19 protein-coding genes, 2 tRNA genes and 1 pseudogene are annotated in these 22,557 nt (G+C 72.7%); 15 read left to right on the forward strand and 7 right to left on the reverse strand.

Going from position 1 to position 22,557, the window contains the following annotated elements:
* Window positions 1–148 precede the first annotated feature (148 nt).
* Window positions 149–682: a SigE family RNA polymerase sigma factor gene (locus tag ACZ5WG_RS10560; protein ID WP_468722099.1), complete on the forward strand. Its 534-nt coding sequence runs from the start codon at window positions 149–151 to the stop codon at window positions 680–682.
* A 296-nt stretch (window positions 683–978) separates the two neighbouring features.
* Window positions 979–2,628, forward strand: a complete 1,650-nt coding sequence (locus ACZ5WG_RS10565) for a long-chain fatty acid--CoA ligase (protein WP_468722101.1) — start codon at window positions 979–981, stop codon at window positions 2,626–2,628.
* 19 nt (window positions 2,629–2,647) lie between these two features.
* Here the strand turns inward: ACZ5WG_RS10565 and ACZ5WG_RS10570 are convergent, their stop codons facing one another.
* From ACZ5WG_RS10570 to ACZ5WG_RS10580, 3 genes are all read right to left on the reverse strand, one after another.
* Window positions 2,648–3,232: an antibiotic biosynthesis monooxygenase gene (locus tag ACZ5WG_RS10570; RefSeq protein ID WP_468722103.1), complete on the reverse strand. Its 585-nt coding sequence runs from the start codon at window positions 3,230–3,232 to the stop codon at window positions 2,648–2,650.
* A gap of 13 nt (window positions 3,233–3,245) precedes the next feature.
* Window positions 3,246–6,731, reverse strand: a complete 3,486-nt coding sequence (locus ACZ5WG_RS10575; protein WP_468722105.1) for a response regulator — start codon at window positions 6,729–6,731, stop codon at window positions 3,246–3,248.
* Between the two features lie 119 nt (window positions 6,732–6,850).
* A complete protein-coding gene (locus ACZ5WG_RS10580; RefSeq protein ID WP_468722107.1) occupies window positions 6,851–7,288 on the reverse strand; it encodes an SSI family serine proteinase inhibitor in 438 nt (145 codons plus the stop codon).
* A 220-nt stretch (window positions 7,289–7,508) separates the two neighbouring features.
* Between ACZ5WG_RS10580 and ACZ5WG_RS10585 the strand changes: the two genes are divergently transcribed.
* The 12 genes from ACZ5WG_RS10585 to ACZ5WG_RS10640 all read left to right on the forward strand — a co-directional run bounded on the left by ACZ5WG_RS10585 (window position 7,509) and on the right by ACZ5WG_RS10640 (window position 18,118).
* Window positions 7,509–7,599 (forward strand) — tRNA-Ser (locus ACZ5WG_RS10585).
* Between the two features lie 267 nt (window positions 7,600–7,866).
* Window positions 7,867–7,939: transfer RNA gene (locus tag ACZ5WG_RS10590), tRNA-Arg, on the forward strand.
* A gap of 221 nt (window positions 7,940–8,160) precedes the next feature.
* Window positions 8,161–8,526 (forward strand): PH domain-containing protein, encoded by a 366-nt coding sequence (locus tag ACZ5WG_RS10595; RefSeq protein ID WP_266665825.1) that lies wholly within the window; start codon window positions 8,161–8,163, stop codon window positions 8,524–8,526.
* A 207-nt stretch (window positions 8,527–8,733) separates the two neighbouring features.
* A complete protein-coding gene (locus tag ACZ5WG_RS10600) occupies window positions 8,734–9,168 on the forward strand; it encodes an Lrp/AsnC family transcriptional regulator (RefSeq protein ID WP_468722109.1) in 435 nt (144 codons plus the stop codon).
* Window positions 9,165–10,046 (forward strand): DUF2797 domain-containing protein, encoded by an 882-nt coding sequence (locus ACZ5WG_RS10605; protein WP_468722111.1) that lies wholly within the window; start codon window positions 9,165–9,167, stop codon window positions 10,044–10,046. The genes ACZ5WG_RS10600 and ACZ5WG_RS10605 overlap by 4 nt, the downstream gene beginning before the upstream one ends.
* 112 nt (window positions 10,047–10,158) lie before the next feature.
* Window positions 10,159–10,497, forward strand: coding sequence for an antibiotic biosynthesis monooxygenase family protein (locus tag ACZ5WG_RS10610; RefSeq protein WP_468722113.1), 339 nt, complete (start codon window positions 10,159–10,161; stop codon window positions 10,495–10,497).
* The gene (locus ACZ5WG_RS10615; RefSeq protein WP_468722115.1) at window positions 10,481–11,359 is read left to right on the forward strand and encodes an amidohydrolase family protein; all 879 of its coding nucleotides are present in this window, start codon (window positions 10,481–10,483) and stop codon (window positions 11,357–11,359) included. The genes ACZ5WG_RS10610 and ACZ5WG_RS10615 overlap by 17 nt, the downstream gene beginning before the upstream one ends.
* A gap of 112 nt (window positions 11,360–11,471) precedes the next feature.
* A complete protein-coding gene (locus ACZ5WG_RS10620) occupies window positions 11,472–12,239 on the forward strand; it encodes a response regulator transcription factor (RefSeq protein WP_053785396.1) in 768 nt (255 codons plus the stop codon).
* Window positions 12,240–12,382: 143 nt separating this feature from the next.
* Window positions 12,383–13,861 carry a sensor histidine kinase gene (locus ACZ5WG_RS10625; RefSeq protein WP_468722117.1) on the forward strand — a complete coding sequence of 493 codons (1,479 nt, stop codon included), beginning with the start codon at window positions 12,383–12,385 and terminating at the stop codon, window positions 13,859–13,861.
* Between the two features lie 25 nt (window positions 13,862–13,886).
* Entirely contained in the window at window positions 13,887–15,155 is a 1,269-nt protein-coding gene (locus ACZ5WG_RS10630; RefSeq protein WP_468722119.1) for a bifunctional glycosyltransferase family 2/GtrA family protein, read from the forward strand.
* Window positions 15,152–17,392: an ArnT family glycosyltransferase gene (locus tag ACZ5WG_RS10635; RefSeq protein ID WP_468722121.1), complete on the forward strand. Its 2,241-nt coding sequence runs from the start codon at window positions 15,152–15,154 to the stop codon at window positions 17,390–17,392. The genes ACZ5WG_RS10630 and ACZ5WG_RS10635 overlap by 4 nt, the downstream gene beginning before the upstream one ends.
* A 90-nt stretch (window positions 17,393–17,482) precedes the next feature.
* Window positions 17,483–18,118, forward strand: a complete 636-nt coding sequence (locus ACZ5WG_RS10640; protein WP_468722123.1) for a TetR/AcrR family transcriptional regulator — start codon at window positions 17,483–17,485, stop codon at window positions 18,116–18,118.
* Between the two features lie 110 nt (window positions 18,119–18,228).
* Here ACZ5WG_RS10640 and ACZ5WG_RS10645 read toward each other — a convergent pair.
* Both ACZ5WG_RS10645 and ACZ5WG_RS10650 read right to left on the reverse strand, forming a co-directional pair.
* A pseudogene (locus ACZ5WG_RS10645) lies at window positions 18,229–19,770 on the reverse strand (MDR family MFS transporter); the annotation flags it as partial.
* 91 nt (window positions 19,771–19,861) lie between these two features.
* The gene (locus ACZ5WG_RS10650; protein WP_468722294.1) at window positions 19,862–20,254 is read right to left on the reverse strand and encodes a MarR family winged helix-turn-helix transcriptional regulator; all 393 of its coding nucleotides are present in this window, start codon (window positions 20,252–20,254) and stop codon (window positions 19,862–19,864) included.
* A 215-nt stretch (window positions 20,255–20,469) separates the two neighbouring features.
* Here ACZ5WG_RS10650 and ACZ5WG_RS10655 point away from each other — a divergent pair, with 215 nt between their 5' ends.
* The gene (locus ACZ5WG_RS10655) at window positions 20,470–20,709 is read left to right on the forward strand and encodes a hypothetical protein (RefSeq protein ID WP_468722124.1); all 240 of its coding nucleotides are present in this window, start codon (window positions 20,470–20,472) and stop codon (window positions 20,707–20,709) included.
* Window positions 20,710–20,776: 67 nt separating this feature from the next.
* Here ACZ5WG_RS10655 and ACZ5WG_RS10660 read toward each other — a convergent pair whose 3' ends face one another.
* The gene (locus tag ACZ5WG_RS10660; protein ID WP_468722126.1) at window positions 20,777–21,481 is read right to left on the reverse strand and encodes a hypothetical protein; all 705 of its coding nucleotides are present in this window, start codon (window positions 21,479–21,481) and stop codon (window positions 20,777–20,779) included.
* 49 nt (window positions 21,482–21,530) lie between these two features.
* Window positions 21,531–22,379, reverse strand: a complete 849-nt coding sequence (locus ACZ5WG_RS10665) for an RNA polymerase sigma factor SigF (RefSeq protein ID WP_031141513.1) — start codon at window positions 22,377–22,379, stop codon at window positions 21,531–21,533.
* Window positions 22,380–22,557: the final 178 nt, after the last annotated feature.

Genomic DNA, 22,557 nt, shown 5'->3' on the forward strand with positions numbered 1-22,557 from the left:
CTTGGGCGGGCCCCGGGCCGCCCGCGGCGCACCCCGCCTCCTCCACCTTCAGGAGGTGGGGTGAGCCCCACCCCTACAACCTGAGATGGATCCAGCTTCGGCACTTGCGGCCGATCCCAGGGCGGGGCCGCGCTTCTAGCGTGGAGCCATGACCACGCCTGTGTGCACGCTCGCCTCGAATCCGACGCCGTACCCGTCGTTCTCGGCGTACGTCCGGACCCGCGGCACGGTCCTGATGCGCACCGCGCGCTCGCTCACCGCCAACCCGTGCGATGCCGAGGACCTGCTGCAGACGGCCCTGGCCAAGACGTACGTCGCCTGGGACCGCATCGAGGACCACCGCGCCCTCGACGGATACGTCCGGCGGGCCCTCGTCAACACCCGTACCTCCCAGTGGCGCAAACGCAAGGTCGACGAGTTCGCCTGCGGCGAGCTCCCGGAGACCGAGGACACGCCTGCATCCGATCCCGCCGAGGCGCAGGCGCTGCGCGACGCGATGTGGCGGGCGGTGACCCGGCTGCCCGACCGGCAGCGCGCGATGGTCGTCCTGCGCTACTACGAGGATCTGAGCGAGGCACAGACCGCCGAGCTGCTCGGGGTGTCGATCGGCACGGTCAAGAGCGCCGTCTCGCGCGCGTTGGTCAAGCTCCGCGACGACCCGGAGCTCACCCCGGTCCGCTGAACCGGCCGACGTCTCTCCCCCGGCTACCGCTGGGAGGTTCCCCCAGCGAAACAGCCATGGATGTTTCACGTGAAACACCTACGGCACGTTTCACGTGAAACACCCATGGCGCCCGGCCCTGTGCGCGATGCACCGCGAGCCCGCCCCCAGCCTGTGCACGATGCCAACGCAAGGACCCGAACAGCGATTACTTGCCGCGTTTGTACCCCCGGGTAGTGACATGCCGACCGGTACGTGCGCAGAATCGACGGCATCCGTAGCCGCCGCAGCGCCGCAGCGCCCACCGGGAGGACGCTTTGCTGAGCACCATGCAGGACGTACCGCTCCTCGTCACCCGCATACTCCAGCACGGGATGACGATCCACGGTAAATCCCAGGTCACGACCTGGACCGGGGAGGCCGAGCCGCACCGCCGCAGCTTCGCCGAGATCGGTACCCGCGCCACCCGCCTCGCCAACGCCCTGCGTGACGAGCTGGGCGTCCAGCAGGACGACCGGGTGGCCACCCTGATGTGGAACAACGCAGAGCACGTCGAGGCGTACTTCGCGATCCCCTCCATGGGCGCCGTCCTTCACACCCTCAACCTGCGACTGCCTCCCGAGCAGCTGGTCTTCATCGTCAACCACGCGGCCGACCGGGTCGTACTGGTCAACGGGACCCTGCTGCCGCTGCTCGCGCCGCTGCTGCCGCACCTGCCCACCATCGAGCACGTGGTGGTCTGCGGCATCGGCGACCGCTCCGCGCTCAACGGGCTGGACGTACGCGTCCACGAGTACGAGGAGCTCCTCGCGGGTCGCCCCGACCGCTACGACTGGCCGGAGCTGGACGAGCGCCAGGCCGCCGCCATGTGCTACACCTCCGGCACCACCGGCGACCCCAAGGGCGTCATCTACTCCCACCGCTCGATCTACCTGCACTCCATGCAGGTCAACATGGCCGAGTCGATGGGCCTGACCGACAAGGACACCAGCCTCGTCGTCGTCCCGCAGTTCCACGTGAACGCCTGGGGCCTGCCCCACGCCACGTTCATGACCGGCATCAACATGCTGATGCCGGACCGGTTCCTGCAGCCCGCCCCGCTCGCCGAGATGATCGAGCGGGAGAAGCCCTCGCACGCCGCGGCCGTCCCCACCATCTGGCAGGGCCTCCTCGCCGAGGTCACCGCCAACCCGCGCGACCTCACCTCCATGAAGCAGGTCACGATCGGCGGCGCGGCCTGTCCGCCCTCCCTGATGGAGGCCTACGACAAGCTCGGCGTCCGCCTCTGCCACGCCTGGGGCATGACCGAGACCTCCCCGCTCGGCACCATGGCGCACCCGCCGGCCGGCCTGAGCGCCGAGGAGGAGTGGCCGTACCGGGTCACCCAGGGCCGCTTCCCGGCGGGCGTCGAGCCGCGCCTGGTGGGCCCCGGGGGCGACATCCTGCCCTGGGACGGCGAGTCGGCGGGCGAGCTGGAGGTGCGCGGCACCTGGATCGCGGGCGCCTACTACGGCGGCGCCTCCGGCGAACCGCTGCGCCCCGAGGACAAGTTCAGCGCGGACGGCTGGCTCAAGACCGGCGACGTCGGCGTGATCAGTCCCGACGGGTACCTCACGCTGACCGACCGCGCCAAGGACGTCATCAAGTCCGGCGGCGAGTGGATCTCCAGCGTCGAGCTCGAGAACGCGCTGATGGCGCACCCCGAGGTCGCCGAGGCGGCGGTCGTCGCCGTTCCGGACGACAAGTGGGGCGAGCGCCCGCTGGCCACCGTCGTCCTCAAGGAGGGCGCGAGCGTGGACTACGCGGGGCTGCGCGTCTTCCTCGGCCAGTCCATCGCCAAGTGGCAGCTGCCCGAGCGCTGGACGATCGTCGAGGCCGTGCCGAAGACCAGCGTCGGCAAGTTCGACAAGAAGGTCATACGCAAGCAGTACGCGGACGGCGAGCTGGTCGTCACCAAGCTCGACTGAAACGACGCGCGGTACCTGCTCAGCCCTGGCCGCCCTTCGTCAGCCAGGGCCGCAGCACCCTGCTGACGGCGGGCATCGCCAGGTAGGTCATCAGCGTGCTGAAGACGACGGCGAAGGCGGCCGTCCGCAGGACGAAGTGCAGGTTCACCAGGTACGGCCCGAGCACCGCGTTGCCGACGAGCGAGATCGGGAAGATGGCCAGCCCGGAGCTGACCGCCATCTTCCACCGCGGCGGCGCGGGCCGGGTCGTACCCGGCTTCGCGAACCAGGTCTCCATGCCGTGCAGTTCGCGCCGGGCTATCTCGGTGTGGTGGTGGCCCAGGCAGTTGGAGAACCACTGGGCCCGCTCGGCGGAGTCCTGCCACCGCTGGAAGGCCGCCTGGTCCCGGAAGCGGTGGACCAGGAACCACGGCCCGCCGTCCGTCGCCGGACGGAACAGTCCGTACCCCAGGTGCCCCGGGAAGGTCGCAGCAGTTTCCAGGATGCCGTGGGCCCAGGCCTCGAACGTCTCCTCGTGGCCCGGCTCCACCTGCCGGGCGATGAGGAGGTTCACCTCCCCGTTGTCGGCGGGGACGGTGTGCTCGCTCGTGTCGATGATGGCCATCGGGCCAGGATGACTAGTTCGTGCCGATCTTGGCCAGCAGATCCACGATGCGGCCCTGGACGTCCGCCGTGGTGGACCGCTCGGCGAGGAAGAGCACGCTCTCCCCGGAGGCCAGCCGCGGCAGTTCGGCCGGGTCGATGCCCATGGCCGTGTAGACGACCAGCGGCGTCCGGTTGAGCTGCCCGTTGGCACGCAGCCAGTCCACGATCCCGGCCCGCCGACGCCGGACCTGCATCAGGTCCATGACCACCAGGTTGGGCCGCATCCGCGTCGCCAGCTCCACCGCGTCGGTGTCCGCTCCCGCCCGTGCGACCTGCAGGCCGCGCCGCTCCAGGGCGGCCGTGAGCGCGGTCGCGATCTCGTCCTGCTCCTCGATCAGCAGCACCCGGGAGGGGTGCTGCTCGCTGTCGCGCGGCGCGAGCGCCTTGAGGAGGACGGCCGGGTCGGCCCCGTACGCCGCCTCGCGCGTGGCGTGTCCCAGCCCGGCCGTGACCAGGACGGGCACCTCCGCGGCCACCGCGGCCTGGCGCAGGGACTGCAGGGCCGTCCGGGTGATCGGCCCGGTCAGGGGGTCCACGAACAGCGCGGCGGGGAACGCGGCGATCTGCGCGTCCACCTCCTCGCGCGAGTGCACGATCACCGGGCGGTAGCCGCGGTCGCTGAGCGCCTGCTGGGTCTGCACATCGGGCGCCGGCCACACCAGGAGGCGGCGCGGGTTGTCCAGGGGCTCCGGAGGCAGCTCGTCGTCCACCGGCAGCGGTACGGGCCGGTTGACCACCTCGACGGCGCCGCCGGGCCCGTCCAGCGGCTCGGGGCCCTCGACGGCACCCGCCTCGGGGGCTCCTATCGCGAACGCCCGCCCCTGGGGCGCGGGCTCGGCGAGCCGGCGCCGACGGCCGGAGCCGCTCGTACCGCCCGCGCCGTTGGTGCTTCCGGAGTCGACCGAGATGCCCTGGCCGAGGGTGCCGAGGGCGCGCACGCTGATCGGCTGTGCGGCCTCCGCCGGGGAGTCCTGTGGCTGCCGGGCCCCGGGCACGGCAGCCTGGCCTGCGGCTTCATCGTCCTCGGGAGCGGTCCGGGCCGCCGGAACCGGCCAGGCCGGAGTGGCGGGCAGCGCACGGCGCCGCCCGGTCGGGGGTACGGGTTCCTCCGCGGCAGCGGCCGGCTGGGCGGCGGAGGCCGCGGGCTCGGCACCGGGCGCGCCCAGTACCCGGCGTCCGCGCCGCCCGGCCGGGGCGTCGCCCTCGGCCTCGCCGGGAGCAGGGGCCGGACCGGCCATGGCGGGGGTCTGTGCGGGGGCCGGAGCCGGCACCGTGCCCTGAGCCGGCGCGGGAGCCGGTGCCGGGGTCGGTCCGGCGGGCAGCGCGAAGCCGCCCTCCGGGGCGATGGGCCGTGCGGGGGCCTGTGGGGCGGCCTGCGCCGGCCCGAGCCCCGTCGCGGGCACGGGACCACCGGGCTGCGGCGCGGCCGCGGGACCCAGCGCCCGCCGGCGCCCGGCGGGATGCTCGGTCACCGGAACCGGCGGCACGGCAGGCACGGGCGGCACGGGCGCCACCGGCGAGCCCGAACCCGGGGCCACCGGCGAGGCCAGGCCCTGCGGTACCGGCGCGCCCAACGGCATCGGGGCCACACCGGGACCGGGAGACACCTGAGGCACCGGCGGGAGCGCGGGCATGGCGGTGCCCTGCGGGGGAACGGGCCGGCCGGGGCCGTCCTGAACGCCCTCGCCGCCGGTTCCGCTTCCGTCGCCGTCCCGGCCGCGGCGGCGCCCGGTGCCCAGACCCGCCGGGTTCACCGGGGACTGCGCGAGCTCGGGGCCCGCGGTCGGAGCGTCCGGAGCTCCGGCCTCGCCCGCCCGCCGTCGCCCGGACGGCAGTGCCAGCGCACTCCCGCCCCCGGCGGCGCCGTTCGCCTTCGCCTCGTCGGCCGCGTCCTCGAGGAACGCGTCCACCCCGCGCCGGGCCCGCCGCCCGGCGGGACCCTTGCCCGCAGCCTCGGCCGAGGGCTCCTTCGCGGGCTCCGGTTCCGGATCCGGCAGAGTCACCATGCCGGCCCCCGCGCCCAGCGGCAGCTCCAGCACGTACGCGCCGCCGGGCGCGCCCGGCACCTCCACCGTCTGCAGCACGCCCCCGTGTGCGGTCACGATGCCCCGCACGATCGGCTCGTGCACCGGGTTCCCGCCCTCGTACGGCCCGCGCACCTCGATCCGTACGACCTCGCCCCGCTGAGCGGCGGCCACCACGATCGTGGAGTCGCTGTACCCGCTGCCCTGGCGGGTCTTGCCGGTGGCGTCGACCCCGGCGACGTCCGCGACCAGGTGCGCGAGGGCGCCGGCGATCCGCTCGGCGTCCACCTCGGCCTCGATGGTCGGGGCGTGCACGGCGAACTGCACGCGGCCCGGGCCGATCAGCTCGACCGCGCCGTCGATGCCGGCCGCGACGACGCCGTCGATCAGGACCTTCTTCTTCTTGAGCTTCTCGGTGCCCGCGTCGAGGCGCTGGAAGCCGAGCACGTTGTCGACCAGCGCGGTCATGCGCGAGTACCCGGCGGCCAGGTGGTGCAGCAGCTGGTTGGCCTCCGGCCACAGCTGTCCCGCGTCGTCGGCGGCCAGCGTGGCCAGCTCCCCGCGCAGCTCCTCCAGCGGCCCGCGCAGGGACTCGCCGAGGACCGCCAGCAGCTGTGCGTGCCGCGCGGCCAGGGCGTCGTAGGGCCGCCGGTCCGTGAACGTCATGACGGCGCCGACGAGCAGCTCCCCGTCCCGTACGGGCGAGGTCGTCAGGTCGACGGAGACCGGCTGCCCGGCCTTGTTCCACAGCACCTGGCCGCGGACCCGGTGCTTGCGCCCGCTGCGCAGGGTGTCGGCGAGCGGGGACTCCTCGAAGGGGAACGGCGAGCCGTCGGCGCGCGAGTGCTGGATCAGCCCGTGCAGCTCGCGGTTGCCGAGATCGGTGGCGCGGTACCCGAGGATCTGTGCGGCGGCCGGGTTGACGAGGACGACGCGCCCGTCGGTGTCCGTGCCGACGACGCCCTCGGCGGCGGCCCGCAGGATCATCTCGGTCTGCCGCTGCGAGCGGGCCAGCTCGGCCTCGGTGTCCACGGTCTCGGAGAGGTCGCGTACGACGAGCATCAGCAGCTCGTCACCCGTGTAGGGCTGCGGCTCGCGGTAGGCGTCGCGGCCGTCGAGGTGGGCTGCGGTGACCTCGACGGGGAACTCGGTGCCGTCGGTACGGCGCGCGACCATCCGCTTGGGCTTGGCCCGGCCGCCCTCGTCCTCGCCGGGCCGGCGCATGGAGCCGGGGATCAGCTTGGAGTCGAACTCGGGGAGGAGGTCGAGCACGCCGCGGCCGACGAGCCCGGTGCCGGGACTCTCCATGACCTCGAGGGCGATCGAATTCGCGTTGACGACCGTGCCGTTGGCGTTGACGAGCAACAGCGCGTCCGGAAGAGCGTCGAGTATTGCTGCGAGGCGAGCAGCGCCTCGGGATGGCCTGCTGCTCACGACGAGCTTCCTCCCTGACCACAACTACCGGCATGTCACGGGAGGAGTCTAAGGGCACGGCCCCGGCCTGAGGTGGCGGATGTTCGGCGGAAACCGTGCATCCTTCGCATCCTCCCAGGTCAGGAGCGCCCACCCGGAAGCACAGGTTCCAGGTGGTTCCACCGGGCGATCTCGCATCCGTTGGTCCGCCGGAACGTGGCGTCCACCTTGTGGCCCTGCCATGTTCCGGTGACGTGCGCGGTGGCCGGACCGCCGTCCTGCATGGTGCAGATCTGGCGCTTGGCCTGAGGCTCGAAGGGGTCATTGCCCTGCTTCGCGAGGTCGTCGAGGCGGGCGCAGGCCCGCTCTGCCTCGGGATGGTCACCGCCGACGGGGTTGCACTCGAGCAGGTACTCGCCGTCCGCCCGGGGGTTACCGGTGGCGGACACGGCGATGGTGAGGCGGTCGGGCGCCGCGAGCAGCCGGCCCAGCGGTGGCAGCGGGGGCAGCGGCCCGGCGGCCGTGACCGCCGTGGCGGCCAGGGCGGAGGTGACGGCGAAGGCGGCGAGACGCAGCATGGGGCACTCCAGGTCGTCCGTACGTCGTACGCCTGACCAACGACGTGCGCCCGCCGACGTTGCGTCCGGGTGGTGGTGCGTGCATGCGTGCGGGCGGCGCGCTCCGGGTGCTTAAGGCTTTGCTCTGGTGGCGGCTGTCCTTGTACCGTGGGAGCGGATTGGTGAGCGGCCCTGTGGCTGTGTCATCATCTGCACGCACCCTCGTACGCGAGGGTGTGCTGGAGGCGTCGCCTAGTCCGGTCTATGGCGCCGCACTGCTAATGCGGTTTGGGTCTTAAAGCCCATCGAGGGTTCAAATCCCTCCGCCTCCGCACCTGCCGAAGCCCCGGTCCTGATGGACCGGGGCTTCGGTGCGTTCGGGTCGGGTGCGTCCGGGGGCTTGCGTCGGCGGCTTCCGGCCGGGACCGCCGGCGTTCCCAACCCCGCCCCGACATCCGTGCGAACCCTTCCGGATGATCTCCATCAGGAGCGTTTTCGCAGGTCAGGGCTGGTTTGGTGAATGGATTTCGCGTCCCGCCGAGGTCCATGTATTGTTGTTCTCGCAAGGCCAACGGGGCGCAAAACCCCGAGAAGCCCAAGCACTCGTAGCTTAACGGATAGAGCATCTGACTACGGATCAGAAGGTTGCAGGTTCGAATCCTGCCGAGTGCACAGCCGAAGAGGCCCCCCGGTTCGCCGGGGGGCCTCTTGCGTTGTCCGGGGTCCGTTGGCGGCGTCCGGTGCGGGCGCGGGGGTCCTCCTTGGTGGGGAGGGGGACCCGGGGGTTCTCCGGGTCGGGGATCGGTCCCGTGGGGGACGACCGGCGGGCCGGGCCTGGATACGGTCCTCGGAGAGGGTTCGGAAGGGTTCGGAACCGGAAGAGGGGGACTCCCATGGGGCTGTTCGGGAACGCGCACACGGTCGATCCGACGTCGGCGCAGCGGGACTACGCGCGGCTGCTCGGTCAGGGGGAGCAGGTGCACGCCGCGTACCTGTTGATCCGGGACACGATCCTGTTCACCGACCGGCGGCTCGTGCTCGTCGACAAGCAGGGGCTCACCGGAAAGAAGGTGGAGTACCACTCCATCCCGTACCGGAGCATCACGCACTTCTCCGTGGAGACCGCCGGCCACTTCGACCTCGACGCCGAGCTCAAGATCTGGCTCTCCGGCAGTGCGGCGCCGATCGAGAAGACGTTCACCAAGGGTGTGGACATCTACGAGGTGCAGGCGATCCTGACGCAGTTCGTCGCACGGTAGCCCCGCCCCGCCCCGCCCCGCCCCGCCCCGCCGGGCCGGGCCGGGCGCGGAATCGTTCGTCCAGGATCTCGTACAGATCGAGGTCGGCTATGGATGACGCTCCTCCATCAGACGGGTCTGCCGCCGAATTAAGTTCGGTCTCGTGTTGCGATTGCAGGATCCTGTACCGTCGGAGCAAGGGATTCCAGGGGTTGGGAGGAAGATCGCGTGGACGACATCGACCGGGCGCTCGTCCTGCGCTTGCAGCAGGACGCGAGCCAGTCGTACGCCGCCCTCGGCGCCGCCGTCGGGCTCTCGGCAGGGGCCACCCACGAGCGCGTACGCAAACTGCGCGAGCGCGGGGTCATCCGGCGCACGACGGTCGAGGTGGACCCCGCTGCCGTCGGGAGCGGGGTGCTCGCCTACGTGATGGTCGACTCCAACGCCTGGATGGGGGACTCGAAGGCGGCCTTCGAGGCGATCGCCGAGATCCAGGAGGCGCACATCATCGCGGGGAGCGCCTCGGTCCTGGTGAAGGTGCGCACGGCCACGACCGGGCAGCTGCAGGACGTCCTGCGCCGCCTCTACGCCATCGACGGAGTCAGCGGTACGCACGCGACCGTCGTGCTCGAGACCTTCTTCGAGCGGCCCCTCCCGCTGTGACCTGGCGGTGCACCGGGATCCGGTGGAACGACGGCCGCCCCGCCATCGGGTGGTGCGCCGAGGGACGCGGCGAGCGCAGCAGCCCGCTCGCCTACGGGCAGCGCCTGGCCTTCGCGGCCCGCGGGGAGCGGCGCTGCCTCGGCGTACGGCGGGCCGGGAAGCGGACCCCGTGCCCCACGGCTGCTGCGGTGCCCGGCCGGTCCGGGAACGCCCAGTGCCCCGAATGCGCCCGCCTGGACCGGTCGTTCTCGGTGGCCGCCGACACCAACGCCGCCGATCCACGCACCTATCGCGTCTACCTGGCCTGGTTCGGGCCCGGCCTGCTCAAGGTCGGCATCACCGCCGAGGAGCGCGGCCCGGCCCGGCTGCTGGAGCAGGGGGCGGTGACCTGGACCTGGCTGGGGCGGGGGCCGCTGATGGCCACCCGCCGTATCGAGGAGCTGCTGCGGGCCGCTCTCGGGGTGCCGGACCGGATCGCGTACGCACGCAAGCGCGCCGTACGGGGCAACCTGCCGGCGGCGGCCGACCGGGCCCGGGAGGTCGCCGAGCTGCACGCCCGGGCCGCGGCCCTGCCGGGCCGGCCGGAGTCGCTCGAGCAGCTGGTGTGCGAAACCGTCGATCACGCCGGGCCGTTCGGGCTGGACGGGCTGCCCGCCCCCGCGCGGGTGATCACCGGGATGGTCCCCGGCGGTGCCGTCGTGGGCCGGCTCGTCGGCGCGGCTGGTCCCGATCTGCACCTCGCGGACGGACTCGTGGTGGACACCCGGCTGCTCGCAGGCTGGGAGCTCGTCGCCCCGGCCGAGGGCGACGCGACTGCGGTACCGGTCACCGGGCTGCCGCCGCTCGCCACCCCCGGCGGGCAGGACGGGCTGTTCTGAGGGGGCGGGCCCGTCCCGTGCGCCGGCGTCCAAGGTCAAAACTTGGATCCCTTTGGGCTGCCGGGCTCCTTTCCGGTGGACATGCCCGGGGCCGCCGCAGAGGGTGGTGGGCATGAGCATCCAGCCCGTACCCGCCTTCGAACCGCCGTACGTGATGGCGGTTTTCAGCAATATCCGCACCCCTGACGAGACCGGCTACCCGGAAACCAACCAGCGGATGAACGAGATCGTGTCGACGAACCCCGGCTTCCTCGGCTACGAGTCCGCCCGCACCCCCGGCGGCCTCGGCATCACCGTCGCCTACTTCCGCGACCACGAGTCCCTCACCGAGTGGCGGCAGGACCTGGAGCACCAGGCGGCCATGAAGAAGGGCCGCGCCGACTGGTACGAGAGCTACACCCTGCACGTCGCGACCGTCGAGCGGAGCCACGGCTTTGCCCGCAACGGCTGAGGCGGTCCGCGCCTTCCGGGAGCGGCTCGGACTGCCCGGACTGGTCGACGTCCACACGCACTTCATGCCCGAGCGGGTCCTGGACAAGGTGTGGGACTACTTCGACGCGGTCGGACCGCTCACCGGCGTCGAATGGCCCATCACCTACCGGCACGAGGAGGAGCAGCGGGTCGCGCTTCTGCGGGAGTTCGGGGTCCGGGCGTTCACGTCCATGCTCTACCCGCACAAGCCGGCGATGGCCGCATGGCTCAACTCCTGGTCCGCGGACTTCGCCGCCCGGACCCCCGACTGCCTGCACACCGCGACCTTCTTCCCGGAGAAGGGGGCCGAGGCGTACGTCCGGCAGGCCGTCGAGGCCGGGGCCCGGGTCTTCAAGGCACACCTCCAGGTCGGCGGGTACGACCCGAACGACGACCGGCTCGACCCGGTCTGGGGGCTGCTCGCCGAGGCGGACATCCCGACCGTGATCCACTGCGGGTCGGGGCCCGTCCCGGCCAAGTACACCGGACCCGAGCCGATCGCCCGGCTGCTGGCCCGGCATCCCCGGCTGCCGCTGATCATCGCGCACATGGGCATGCCCGAGTACGCCGACTTCCTGGACCTCGCCGACCGGTACGCCGCGGTGCGCCTGGACACCACGATGGCCTTCACCGACTTCTCCGAGCGGCTGCGCGGGTTTCCGCAGGGAGAGCTCGGGCGGCTCGCGGACCTCGGCGACCGGATCCTGCTCGGCACCGACTTCCCGAACATCCCCTACCCGTACGAGCACCAGATCGAGGCCCTGGAGCGGCTCGGCCTCGGCGACGACTGGCTGCGCGCGGTCTGCCACGACAACGGCGCCCGGCTGTTCCACCTGGTCTGAGCGGCCCGCCCCGGGAGCCACTCGGGCAGTGCAGTTCTCGGGCAGTGCGTTTCTCAGGAAATTCACAGGTAGGGACAAGAACGCTCTCAGAGGCCGCGGTCAGCGTGGTCGCATGACTGCGACGACCACCTCCCATGCGTCCACGTCCACCAGCAACCCCACGGCCCTCGTCCGGCCCGACGGCGGCCCCTGCCGGGTGCTCGTCGTCGACGACGAGGCCTCGCTCTCCGAGCTGCTCTCCATGGCCCTGCGCTACGAGGGCTGCGAGGTCCGCAGCGCGGGCGACGGGGCCGGCGCGGTGCGGGCCGCGCGGGAGTTCCGGCCGGACGTCGTGGTCCTCGACATCATGCTGCCCGACATGGACGGACTCGCCGTCCTCGGACAGCTGCGCCGGGAGATCCCGCAGCTCCCGGTGCTGTTCCTGACCGCCAAGGACTCCGTCGAGGACCGGATCGCGGGCCTGACGGCGGGCGGCGACGACTACGTCACCAAGCCCTTCAGCCTGGAGGAGGTCGTGGCCCGGCTCCGCGGCCTGGTCCGCCGCTCGGGCGCGGCGCAGGCCGCGCGCGGGGGCTCCGTCCTGGCCGTCGGCGATCTGCAGCTCGACGAGGACAGCCACGAGGTGTCCCGCGGCGGCCGGGAGATCCACTTGACCGCCACCGAGTTCGAGCTGCTGCGCTACCTGATGCGCAACCCCCGGCGGGTGCTGAGCAAGGCGCAGATCCTGGACCGGGTGTGGTCGTACGACTTCGGCGGCCAGGCCAACGTGGTCGAGCTGTACATCTCCTACTTGCGGCGGAAGCTCGAGAGCGGCCCGGGCTACCCGCCGATGATCCACACCCGGCGCGGCGCCGGCTACCTGATCAAGCCGGCGGAGTAGTGGCACTCCGCCTGCCGCGGCTCCCTCGCGCCCTCCGCTCCCGGCCCGTCCGTCCCCGCGCCGTCCGCCGGCCCGGGCGCACGCGGCTCCGGCCCCGCCCGGTCCGTGCCTGGTCCCTGCGGGCCCGGCTCGTCGTTTCGGCGGTGGCGCTGATCGCCGTGGTGGGCGCGGCCATCGGGACCGTCACCACCCTCGCGCTGCGCTCGTACCTGGTCGACAAGCTCGACCAGCAGCTCCATATCGCCGTGGACATGGCGACGCCACGGAACCCCTCGCCGGCGAAGGCCGGGCGCGAGGGCCTCTGGTTCGTCAGCGCCCCGGGCACCCCGCTGGGCTCCGTGGGGATCCGGTCCGAGCCGGGCGGCACGACCGAGGGCGCCCGGCTCGCCGCCATCGGCGGGCCCGGCCTGGAGACCCGCCAGCCGCTCACCCCGGCCCAGTCCCGCCTGCTGGAGCAGGTCGCCGCCAAGGCCGCCGCCGACCGCGGCCGGCCCGCCCCCGTGGACCTCGACCTGCCCGGCCTCGGCAGCTACCGGGTACAGGCCTCCCCCGAAGGGAACCTGGCCCTGGCCTACCCGCTCGCCGAGGTCGACTCCACCGTGAGCACGCTCATCGCCGTGGAGGTCTTCGTCACCGTGGCCGGGCTGATCGCGGCCTCCCTCGCCGGGCAGGCCCTGGTCGGGGTCGCCCTGCGCCCGCTGCGCCGGGTGGCCGCCACCGCCACCCGGGTCTCCGAACTCCCCCTGCACAGCGGCGAACCCGCCCTCCACGAGCGGGTCCCGGATGCCGAGGCCGACCCCCGTACCGAGGTGGGCCAGGTCGGCGCCGCCCTCAACCGGATGCTGGGGCACGTCTCCTCCGCGCTCACGGCCCGCCAGCAGAGTGAAACCCGGGTCCGGCAGTTCGTCGCGGACGCCAGCCACGAACTGCGTACGCCGCTGGCCTCCATCCGCGGGTACGCCGAACTCACCCGCCGGGGACGGGAAGAGCCCGGTCCCGACACCCGGCACGCCCTGGGCCGCATCGAATCCGAGGCCACCCGGATGACCGGCCTCGTCGAGGACCTGCTGCTCCTCGCCCGGCTCGACGCCGGCCGACCGCTCTCCTCGGCCGACACCGACCTCGCCCCGCTCGTCGTCGACGCCGTCAGCGACGCCCGGGCCGCCGGCCCCGAGCACCACTGGCGCCTCGAGCTCCCCGACGAGCCCGCGCCGATCCTCGCCGACCCTGCCCGGATCCAGCAGGTCCTGGTCAACCTGCTCGCCAATGCCCGTACGCACACCCCGCCCGGCACCACCGTCACCGCCCATGTTTCACGTGAAACATCCGCCGTCCGGCTGCGGATCGAGGACAACGGGCCCGGTATCCCGCCCGCCCTGCTCCCCCACGTCTTCGAGCGGTTCGCCCGCGGCGACGCCTCGCGCTCCCGGGCCGCGGGCTCCACCGGCCTCGGGCTCGCCATAGTCCAGGCCGTCGTGACGGCGCACGGCGGACAGGTCGACGTACGGAGCGAGCCGGGGCGTACCCGCTTCGAGGTATTGCTCCCGCTCGCCCCGGACCAGACGATCATGCACACGAAGACGGACTCACAGACGGGGCACAGGCTCACCACACAGCGGTGACAGCCCGACCGGCGAGGGTCGGTGCATGCCAACCGACACCTCCTCCGGCGCCCTTCCGGCACGGGTGCACCTCGCGCCCGTGCCCGGCGAGCCCGTACTCGACGTGGTGATCCCGGTCTTCAACGAGGAGCAGGACCTCGGCCCGTGTGTGCGCCGGCTCCACGACCACCTCACCCGCACGTTCCCGTACCCCTTCCGCATCACGATCGCCGACAACGCGAGCACCGACCGCACCCCCGAGGTCGCGGCCGGCCTCGCCGCCGCCGTCGATGGCGTACGCAGCACCCGGCTGGAGGAGAAGGGCCGCGGCCGCGCCCTGCGCACCGTCTGGTCCCGCTCCGAGGCGCCCGTCCTCGCGTACATGGACGTGGACCTGTCCACCGACCTCAACGCGCTGCTGCCGCTGGTCGCCCCGCTCATCTCCGGGCACTCCGACCTGGCCATCGGCACCCGCCTCGCCCGCTCCTCGCGCGTGGTGCGCGGCGCGAAGCGGGAGTTCGTCTCCCGCGCCTACAACCTGCTCCTGCGCTCCTCCCTCGCCGCCCGCTTCAGTGACGCCCAGTGCGGGTTCAAGGCCATCCGGCGGGAGGTCGCGGAGCGGCTGCTGCCGCTGGTGGAGGACTCGGGCTGGTTCTTCGACACCGAGATGCTGGTGCTCGCCGAGCGGGCCGGGCTGCGGATCCACGAGGTGCCGGTGGACTGGGTGGACGACCCGGACTCCACCGTGCACATCGTGAGCACCGCGACCGAAGACCTCAAGGGGATGTGGCGGGTCGGCCGGGCCCTGGCTGTCGGCGCGCTGCCGCTCGACCGGCTCGCCCGCCCCTTCGGCGACGACCCGCGCGACCGCAGCGCCCTGCCCGGGGTGCCGCGCGGGCTGGCCCGCCAGCTCCTCGGCTTCTGCGTCATCGGGGTGCTGTCCACGCTCGCCTACCTCGCCCTGTACTCCCTCTTCCGGCTCGGCGCCGGACCTCAGCTCGCCAACGCCGGCGCCCTGCTGGTCTCCGCCGTCGCCAACACCGCCGCCAACCGCCGGCTCACCTTCGGCGTCCGGGGCCGCGACCGGGCCGTCCGGCACCAGGCCCAGGGCCTCGTCGTGTTCGGCGTCGGGCTGGCCCTGACCAGCGGGTCGCTCGCCGCCCTCGGCGCCGCCACCGCCGATCCCTCCCACAGCACCGAACTGGCCGTGCTGATCACGGCCAACCTCGCCGCGACCGTGCTGAGGTTCCTGCTCTTCCGCGCCTGGGTCTTCCCCGAGCGGCGCGCCACTCCCGCGAAGGACGACACCCGATGACCACGGCCGTACCACCGATGGACTCCCCGTTCCCCGAACGGGCCCCGACCGCCCCGACCTCCCCGGCCTCCCCGGCCGCGCCGAGCGCCACGGCCGGTGCCGCGGCTGCGGGGCGCCCCCGCTGGGAGCGCCCCGCGTACGCGGTGCTCCTGCTGGCCACCGCCGTCCTGCTACTGTGGAACCTGGGAGCCTCCGGCTACGCCAACTCCTTCTACTCCGCGGCCGTCCAGGCGGGCAGCGAGAGCTGGAAGGCCTTCTTCTTCGGCTCCTCCGACGCCGGGAACTCCATCACCGTCGACAAGCCCCCGGCCGCCCTGTGGCCGATGGCCCTGTCCGTCCGGCTCTTCGGGCTCGGCGGCTGGCAGATCCTCGTTCCGCAGGCCCTGATGGGCGTCGGAACCACCGCCGTGCTCTACGCCGCCGTACGCCGCCACTTCGGGCCCGCGGCCGCACTGCTCAGCGGCGCGGTCTTCGCACTCACCCCGGTCGCCGCGCTGATGTTCCGCTTCAACAACCCGGACGCGCTGCTGACCCTGCTGCTGACCGTCACCGTCTACTGCGTCATGCGCGCCCTCGAAGGCGCCCACACCAAGTGGCTGGTCTGGGCCGGCGTGGCGGTCGGCTTCGCCTTCCTGACCAAGACCCTGCAGGCCTTCGTCATCCTGCCGCCGCTCGCCCTCGTGTACGCCGTCTGCGCGCCGACCCGGCTGCGCCGCCGACTGGGCCAGCTGCTGCTCGCCGGAGCCGCCATGGTGGTGGCCGGCGGCTGGTGGGTCGCGATCGTGGAGCTCTGGCCCGCGTCGTCCCGCCCGTACATCGGCGGCTCGCAGACCAACTCCTTCCTGGAGCTGACCCTCGGCTACAACGGCCTCGGCCGGATCAACGGCAACGAGACCGGCAGCGTGGGCGGCGGCGCTCGCGCCGGTGCTGGTGGTGCTGGTGGTGGCGGTGGCGGCGGTGGCTGGGGAGAGACCGGCATCGACCGGCTCTTCTCGGTCAACATCGGCGGACAGATCTCCTGGCTGCTCCCGGCGGCCCTCGTCATGCTCGTCAGCGGACTGGTGATCACCTGGCGGGCCCGGCGGGCCACCGACTCCCTGGAGGGCATGGCCCGCGCGGCCTTCCTGGTGTGGGGCGGCGCCCTGCTGATCACGATGCTCGTCTTCAGCTACATGCAGGGCATCTTCCACGAGTACTACACCGTGGCGCTGGCGCCGTTCGTGGCCGCGCTGGTGGGCATGGGCGTGGCCATGCTGTGGGAGGAGCGGGGCAGCAAGGCCGCCGCGCTCACCCTGTCCGGCACCCTCGCCCTGACCGCGTGGTGGTCGTACGTCCTCCTCGGCCGCTCGACCGGATACCTGCCGTGGCTGCGCTGGACCGTCCTCGTGGCAGGCCTCCTCGCCGCCGCCGGGCTGTTGTTCGGCGCCCGGCTCGGCCGCCGGTTCGCGCTGGGTGCGGCGGCGCTGGGGCTGGCGGCCGCGCTGGCCGGCCCGCTCGCGTACTGCCTGACGACGGTGGACTCCACGCGCGGCGGGTCGATCGTGACGGCCGGGCCCGCGGTCTCGGGCGGCCGGGGCGGCATGGGCATGCGCTTCGGCGGCGGTGAACTCCCGCCCGGCATGGCCCCGCAGGGGGCGTTCCGGGGCGGCCCGCAGCAGGGCCAGCAGGGCGGCGGTCCGCAGGGCGGGGCCCGGCAGGTCCCCGGCGGCCAGGGCTTCCCCGGCGGTCAGGGCGGTCAGAGCTTCCCGGGCGGCCAGGGGGCGACCGGGGGGCGCGGTGCACGCGGGACGGAGAACTTCGCGGGCGGCCCCGGTGGCGGCGGCCCCGGCGGCCTGCTGAACGGCACCAAGGCCGGCAAGGAGGCCACGGCGGCCTTGCGCAAGGATGCGGACAAGTACACCTGGGCGGCAGCCGCCATCGGCGCGCAGAACGCGGCGAGCTACCAGCTGGCCTCGGGCGAGCCGGTGATGCCGGTCGGCGGGTTCAACGGCAGTGACCCCTCCCCGACGCTCGCCAAGTTCCAGGAGTACGTGCGCACCGGGAAGATCCACTACTTCATCGGCGGCGACGACAGGGCCGGCGGTGAGGGGCAGGCCATGCGCGGCGGCGGCCCGGGCGGCGGCACCAGCAGCGCGATTTCGAGCTGGGTCAAGGCCAACTTCAGGTCCACGACAGTCGGCGGAGCGACCTTCTACGACCTGACCGCCCCCTTGAACGGCACGTCCGCCCCGTCCTGATCCTGCCGAAACGCGAGGGGCACCCTCTAGCATCAAGTGGGCGGACCGGGCATTCCGGGCTGATCCAGCTGTCGTGAGGAGGGTGCCTCCATGGTGACCGCGGCCGATCCCGGCAAGGCCCGGACCAGCGTGTGGCTGGCCGGCGGGCACACCGCACCCGCCAGACGCCGCACCGAGGCACCCTCCGGCCTCGACCGGGAGCGGATCACCGGCGCCACCGTACGGCTGCTCGACGCCGAGGGGCTGGCACGGTTCTCGATGCGGCGGCTCGCGGCCGGGCTCGGGGTCACCGCGATGTCCCTCTACTGGTACGTCGACACCAAGCACGATCTGCTCGAACTCGCCCTGGACCGCGCCCTGGGCGAGCTCCCGCTGCCCCGGACCGCACCGGCCGAGCCGGTCCAGGAGGGCTGGCCCGGCCGGCTGCGGTCGCTGGCCTGCGGCTACCGGCGGCTGCTGGCGCAGCACCCCTGGGTGGCTCCGCTGACCGCCGCGTACCCGAACATCGGCCCGCACGCCCGGGCCTTCGACTCCGCCCTGCAGCGGCTGCTCGATGCCACCGGCCTGGCGGGCGCCTGCCGGACCGGCGCGCACCTGGCCGTCTCGCAGTTCCTGCACGGCTGCGGGGGCGCCGCCCGGCGGGTGCCCGACGGGGACTTCGTCCTCGCGCTCGACGTGCTGATCGCGGGTATCGAGGCGAAGGCCGCGGCCCGGCCGGGCACGTAGAGAACCCCCGCCGGGTGGCCGCCCCGCCCTGTTGTGCGGGGCAGGGGCAGTCCGACGGGGGCCGCTGGGTATCCCCGGGTGTCGCCGGGTATCGCCGGGTGTCGCTACTCCGCCGGCGAGGTGGCTGCGGACGCCGCCGGGGCGTGGGCCGCCGGCTTGGACTTCAGCGCGACCTCCTTGATGAACAGCACCAGGACGAGAGCGAGCAGCGCGGTGGGCGCGGCGTAGAGGAAGACGTCGCCGACGCCGTGCCCGTACGCGGACTCGATGACCGTGCGGAACGGCGCGGGCAGCTTGTCGAGGTCGGGGATCCCGCCGCCGGCGGTGCCGCCGTGGCCCATCGCCGCCGCCTTCGGGCCGAGTTCGGCCAGCCCGTCCTTGACGTAGTGGGTGACCCGGTTGGCCATGACCGCGCCGAGCGCCGAGACGCCCATGGCGCCGCCGAGCGACCGGAAGAAGGTGACGACCGAGCTGGCCGCGCCCAGGTCCTCGGGGGCCACTTGGTTCTGGGTGGCGAGGACGAGGTTCTGCATCATCATGCCGAGGCCGAGGCCGGTCAGCGCCATGTAGATCGCGATGTGCCAGTACGGGGTGTCGTACCGCAGGGTGCCCAGCAGTCCGAGGCCGGCCGTCAGCAGGACGCCGCCGGAGACGAGCCAGGCCTTCCACTTGCCGGTCTTGGTGATCACCTGACCGGAAACCGTGGAGGAGACGAAGAGCCCGCCGATCATCGGAATCGTGAGGATTCCGGACATCGTGGGGGACTCGTTGCGGGCCAACTGGAAGAACTGGCTGAAAAAGACCGTGCCCGAGAACATCGCGATGCCGACGAACAGCGAGGCGGCGGAGGCGAGGGAGATGGTCTTGTTGCGGAACAGGCGCAGCGGGATGATCGGGTCGCTCGCCTTGGACTCGACGAGGAGGAAGAGCAGGCCGAGCACGACGGCGCCGCCGGTCATCGCCAGGGTCGTCCAGGAGATCCAGTCGTACGAGTCGCCGGCCTGCGTGACCCAGATCAGCAGCAGGGACACGGCCCCGCTGATCAGGAACGCGCCGAGCCAGTCGACCTTGACGTCGCGGCGGACGACCGGGAGGTGCAGGGTCCGCTGGAGGACGATCAGGGCGATGACCGCGAACGGCACGCCGACGTAGAAGCACCAGCGCCAGCCGAGCCACGAGGTGTCGGTGATGACGCCGCCGAGCAGCGGGCCGCCGACGGTGGCGACGGCGAAGACCGCGCCGAGGTAGCCGCTGTACCGGCCGCGCTCGCGCGGGGAGATCATCGCGGCCATCACGATCTGGGCGAGGGCCGACAGGCCGCCGACGCCGATGCCCTGGACCACGCGGCAGGCGATGAGCATGCCGGTGTTCTGGGACATGCCCGCGACCACGGAGCCGAGGACGTAGATCACCAGGGATATCTGGACCAGCAGCTTCTTGCTGAAGAGGTCGGACAGCTTGCCCCAGAGCGGGGTCGCCGCCGTCATCGACAGGAGGGCGGCGGTGACGACCCAGGTGTAGGAGGACTGGGTGCCGCCGAGGTCGCTGATGATCTGCGGCAGGGCGTTGGAGACGATCGTGGACGACAGGATCGCCACGAACATGCCGAGCATCAGCCCGGACAGCGCCTTCATGATCTGCGGGTGGGTCATCGGGGCGGGTGCGGGGTGGTCGGGCGTGGTCTGCGACCGGCTGCCTTCCTGCACGCCGGTGGGTGCGGTCGTCGCCATGTGGTTCCTTTGTCTAGAAGCTCGATCGGAGCCGGGTCAGCAGGGTGTTCAGTACGTCGATGTCGTGGGCGGACCAGTCGGCGAGGGCTTTTTCCAGCGCGCCGGTGTAGCGGGCGCCCAGCTCTGCGAGGAGCGCCTGGCCGGCCGGGGTGAGCCGCAGGATGCGGCAGCGGCCGTCGCCGGGGTCGATGTCGCGGGTGATCCACCCGCGGTCGGCGACGTGGGTGACGTGGCGGCTGGTCACCGAGATGTCGATGGCCATGAGGTCGGCGAGGCGGCTGAGCCGCATTTCGCCGTGGCGGTCGAGCAGGGTGAGGACGGCGGCGGAGCCCGGCGGGCAGTCCGGGGGGAGCGTGCGGGCGAGGTCGCGCTTGACCGCGCCGATGCCGGTGAGCTGGCGGGCCAGTTCCTCGTAGCGGGTGGGGTGGGGTGGCTGCGGTGGGCGTGGTGCGGGTGGTGCTTGTGCTGCGGGTGGTGCCTGCGGCGCCTGGGTCGTCATCGGCCCCTCCTCTCCTCATGTCGTTGCTTAGGGCAACCATAGGATCGATTGGTTGCTACAGGCAAATGAATCGAGGGGGTGGGGCGGTAAAGGAATCGGAAAACCCGCTAGGGTCCTGAGGCATGGCTGCGAACCACAACTCACAGGGCCCCGAGGGCAACTACGACCCCGCGGGCAGCACTCAGATGTTCCGGGCGTTCGTCGAGGAGGCCGCGCCGGCCGGTCCGGGGCCTGCGGTGCAGGGGTCCCGGCGGCGGCAGGCTGCCGGGTCGGGCCCGGGGTCGAAGACCGGGCTCTGGCTGGGGCTCGGAGTGGGGCTGCTCGTGGTGATCGGGGCGGTGGCCTGGCTGGCCCTGGGGTAACCCTGCCGGGTGCTGCGCCGGCGGGACCCCCGGCGCCTGAAACGCCGGCGGGGCCGGATTGCCCGTGTCAGGTCCAGGTGGCTGTCGTCGTCCGGGTTTCTACGTGCATGCCCAAGGGGACTCGCCAGGATTCGACGCAGACCGTGTAGGTCTGCGTCTTCGTCGTGCCGCCGGGGATGGGCGTCGGGAGGGGCTGGGTCGTGGTGATCGTGGCCCAGTCGATGCCGAGGGCGCCGATGATGTGCGTCGCGAAGGACACCGCGCCCGAACGGGCGGGCGTCGTCCCGGTGTTGGTGAACCCCACCGTGACCTGCTCGCACCAGCGGTCCGCCGCCGGGGCGCGGGCCGGCGGGCTCAGGGTCAGCCTCGCCGGGGTTCCCGGGGGTGTCGTCCCCGGCCCGGGTGCCGGGGTTCCCGGGGCGGGGGTGGACGGGGCCGCCTCGGGCGGGGGCTGGGGCGACGGGGTGGTGCCGGGCCGGGTGGTCCCGGGCGGGCCGGTCGTGGCTCCGCTCCGGGCGGAGGCGGCAGGACTCTGCGAACCCGGGGTGCCGGCCGGCGTACTCGTGGTGGAGGAAGGGGATCCGGCCAGCTGCTGGAACTCCACCGGCGCCTGGGGCGCGACGTTGTCGCCCGCGCGGCGCTCCGGGCCCGGGGCGACGGCGCCCGCGGCGGCGTAGCCGTCACGTGCCGGGCCGCCGCACCCGGTCAGGCATGCGGCGGCCAGTACGGGCACCGTGAGCAGGGTGAGGGCTTGGCGTTCCCTTCGCAGCATCGCGGCAGTTTGGCTGACCGCGCGTCAGATGGGAACCCCGGTGCGGCGGCTATTCGCCGATCAGGCCCACCCGGAGCTGTGCCAGCGTGCGCGTGAGCAGCCGGGAGACGTGCATCTGGGAGATGCCGACCTCCTCGCCGATCTGCGACTGCGTCATGTTCGCGAAGAACCGCAGCATGATGATCTGCCGCTCCCGGGGCGGCAGTTTGGCGAGCAGCGGCTTCAGCGACTCGCGGTACTCGACGCCCTCGAGCGCGGTGTCCTCGTAGCCGAGGCGGTCCGCGAGCGAGCCCTCGCCGCCCTCGTCCTCGGGAGAGGGCGAGTCGAGCGAGGAGGCGGTGTACGCGTTGCCGACGGCGAGGCCGTCGACGACGTCCTCCTCCGACACCCCGAGCACCGCGGCCAGTTCCGGCACGGTCGGCGAGCGGTCGAGCTTCTGGGCGAGCTCGTCGCTGGCCTTGGTGAGGGCGAGGCGCAGCTCCTGGAGCCGGCGCGGGACGCGCACGGACCAGGAGGTGTCCCTAAAGAATCGTTTGATCTCGCCCACGACGGTCGGCATCGCGAACGTCGGGAACTCCACGCCGCGTTCGCAGTCGAACCGGTCGATCGCCTTGATCAGGCCGATCGTGCCGACCTGGACGATGTCCTCCATCGGCTCGTTCCGGCTGCGGAAGCGAGCGGCGGCGTACCGCACCAGGGGCAGGTTCAGCTCGATCAGGGTGTCGCGTACGTACGCCCGTTCGGGGCTGTCCGCGTCCAGGGCGGCAAGTCGCTGGAAGAGGGAGCGGGAGAGGGTGCGGGTGTCGATGGCTTCCGAGCGGACAGGCGCTGCAGGTGCTGCCGGAGCCGGGCTCTTGACGAGCGTGAGCACCTTGGAGCTGCCCTGGTCTACGGACATGCCACCCCCTTGAGGTCGCGGACGGTCGCGTACGGCGCGCCCGTCGGAGGAACGCAGCCTCCACCTGAATACCGGAGGCGGGGCTGCGGCAAACGCGGTTCCAGCAGAATGTCACATGTCGGCAACGCGCTGTAGCGCCAAGTCGACATATATCTCCAGCGACAGAGCGGAATGAGCC

This window comes from Streptomyces sp. NPDC032745 (assembly GCF_055579465.1).

Bases quoted from the DNA above. Each gene is read 5' to 3' on its own strand.
- ACZ5WG_RS10570 (WP_468722103.1), bottom strand. From the start codon at position 3,232: ATGGCCATCATCGACACGAGCGAGCACACCGTCCCCGCCGACAACGGG.
- ACZ5WG_RS10560 (WP_468722099.1), top strand. From the start codon at position 149: ATGACCACGCCTGTGTGCACGCTCGCCTCGAATCCGACGCCGTACCCG.
- ACZ5WG_RS10635 (WP_468722121.1), top strand. From the start codon at position 15,152: ATGACCACGGCCGTACCACCGATGGACTCCCCGTTCCCCGAACGGGCC.
- ACZ5WG_RS10655 (WP_468722124.1), top strand. From the start codon at position 20,470: ATGGCTGCGAACCACAACTCACAGGGCCCCGAGGGCAACTACGACCCC.
- ACZ5WG_RS10620 (WP_053785396.1), top strand. From the start codon at position 11,472: ATGACTGCGACGACCACCTCCCATGCGTCCACGTCCACCAGCAACCCC.
- ACZ5WG_RS10640 (WP_468722123.1), top strand. From the start codon at position 17,483: ATGGTGACCGCGGCCGATCCCGGCAAGGCCCGGACCAGCGTGTGGCTG.
- ACZ5WG_RS10630 (WP_468722119.1), top strand. From the start codon at position 13,887: ATGCCAACCGACACCTCCTCCGGCGCCCTTCCGGCACGGGTGCACCTC.
- ACZ5WG_RS10580 (WP_468722107.1), bottom strand. From the start codon at position 7,288: ATGCTGCGTCTCGCCGCCTTCGCCGTCACCTCCGCCCTGGCCGCCACG.
- ACZ5WG_RS10610 (WP_468722113.1), top strand. From the start codon at position 10,159: ATGAGCATCCAGCCCGTACCCGCCTTCGAACCGCCGTACGTGATGGCG.
- ACZ5WG_RS10595 (WP_266665825.1), top strand. From the start codon at position 8,161: ATGGGGCTGTTCGGGAACGCGCACACGGTCGATCCGACGTCGGCGCAG.
- ACZ5WG_RS10660 (WP_468722126.1), bottom strand. From the start codon at position 21,481: ATGCTGCGAAGGGAACGCCAAGCCCTCACCCTGCTCACGGTGCCCGTA.
- ACZ5WG_RS10665 (WP_031141513.1), bottom strand. From the start codon at position 22,379: ATGTCCGTAGACCAGGGCAGCTCCAAGGTGCTCACGCTCGTCAAGAGC.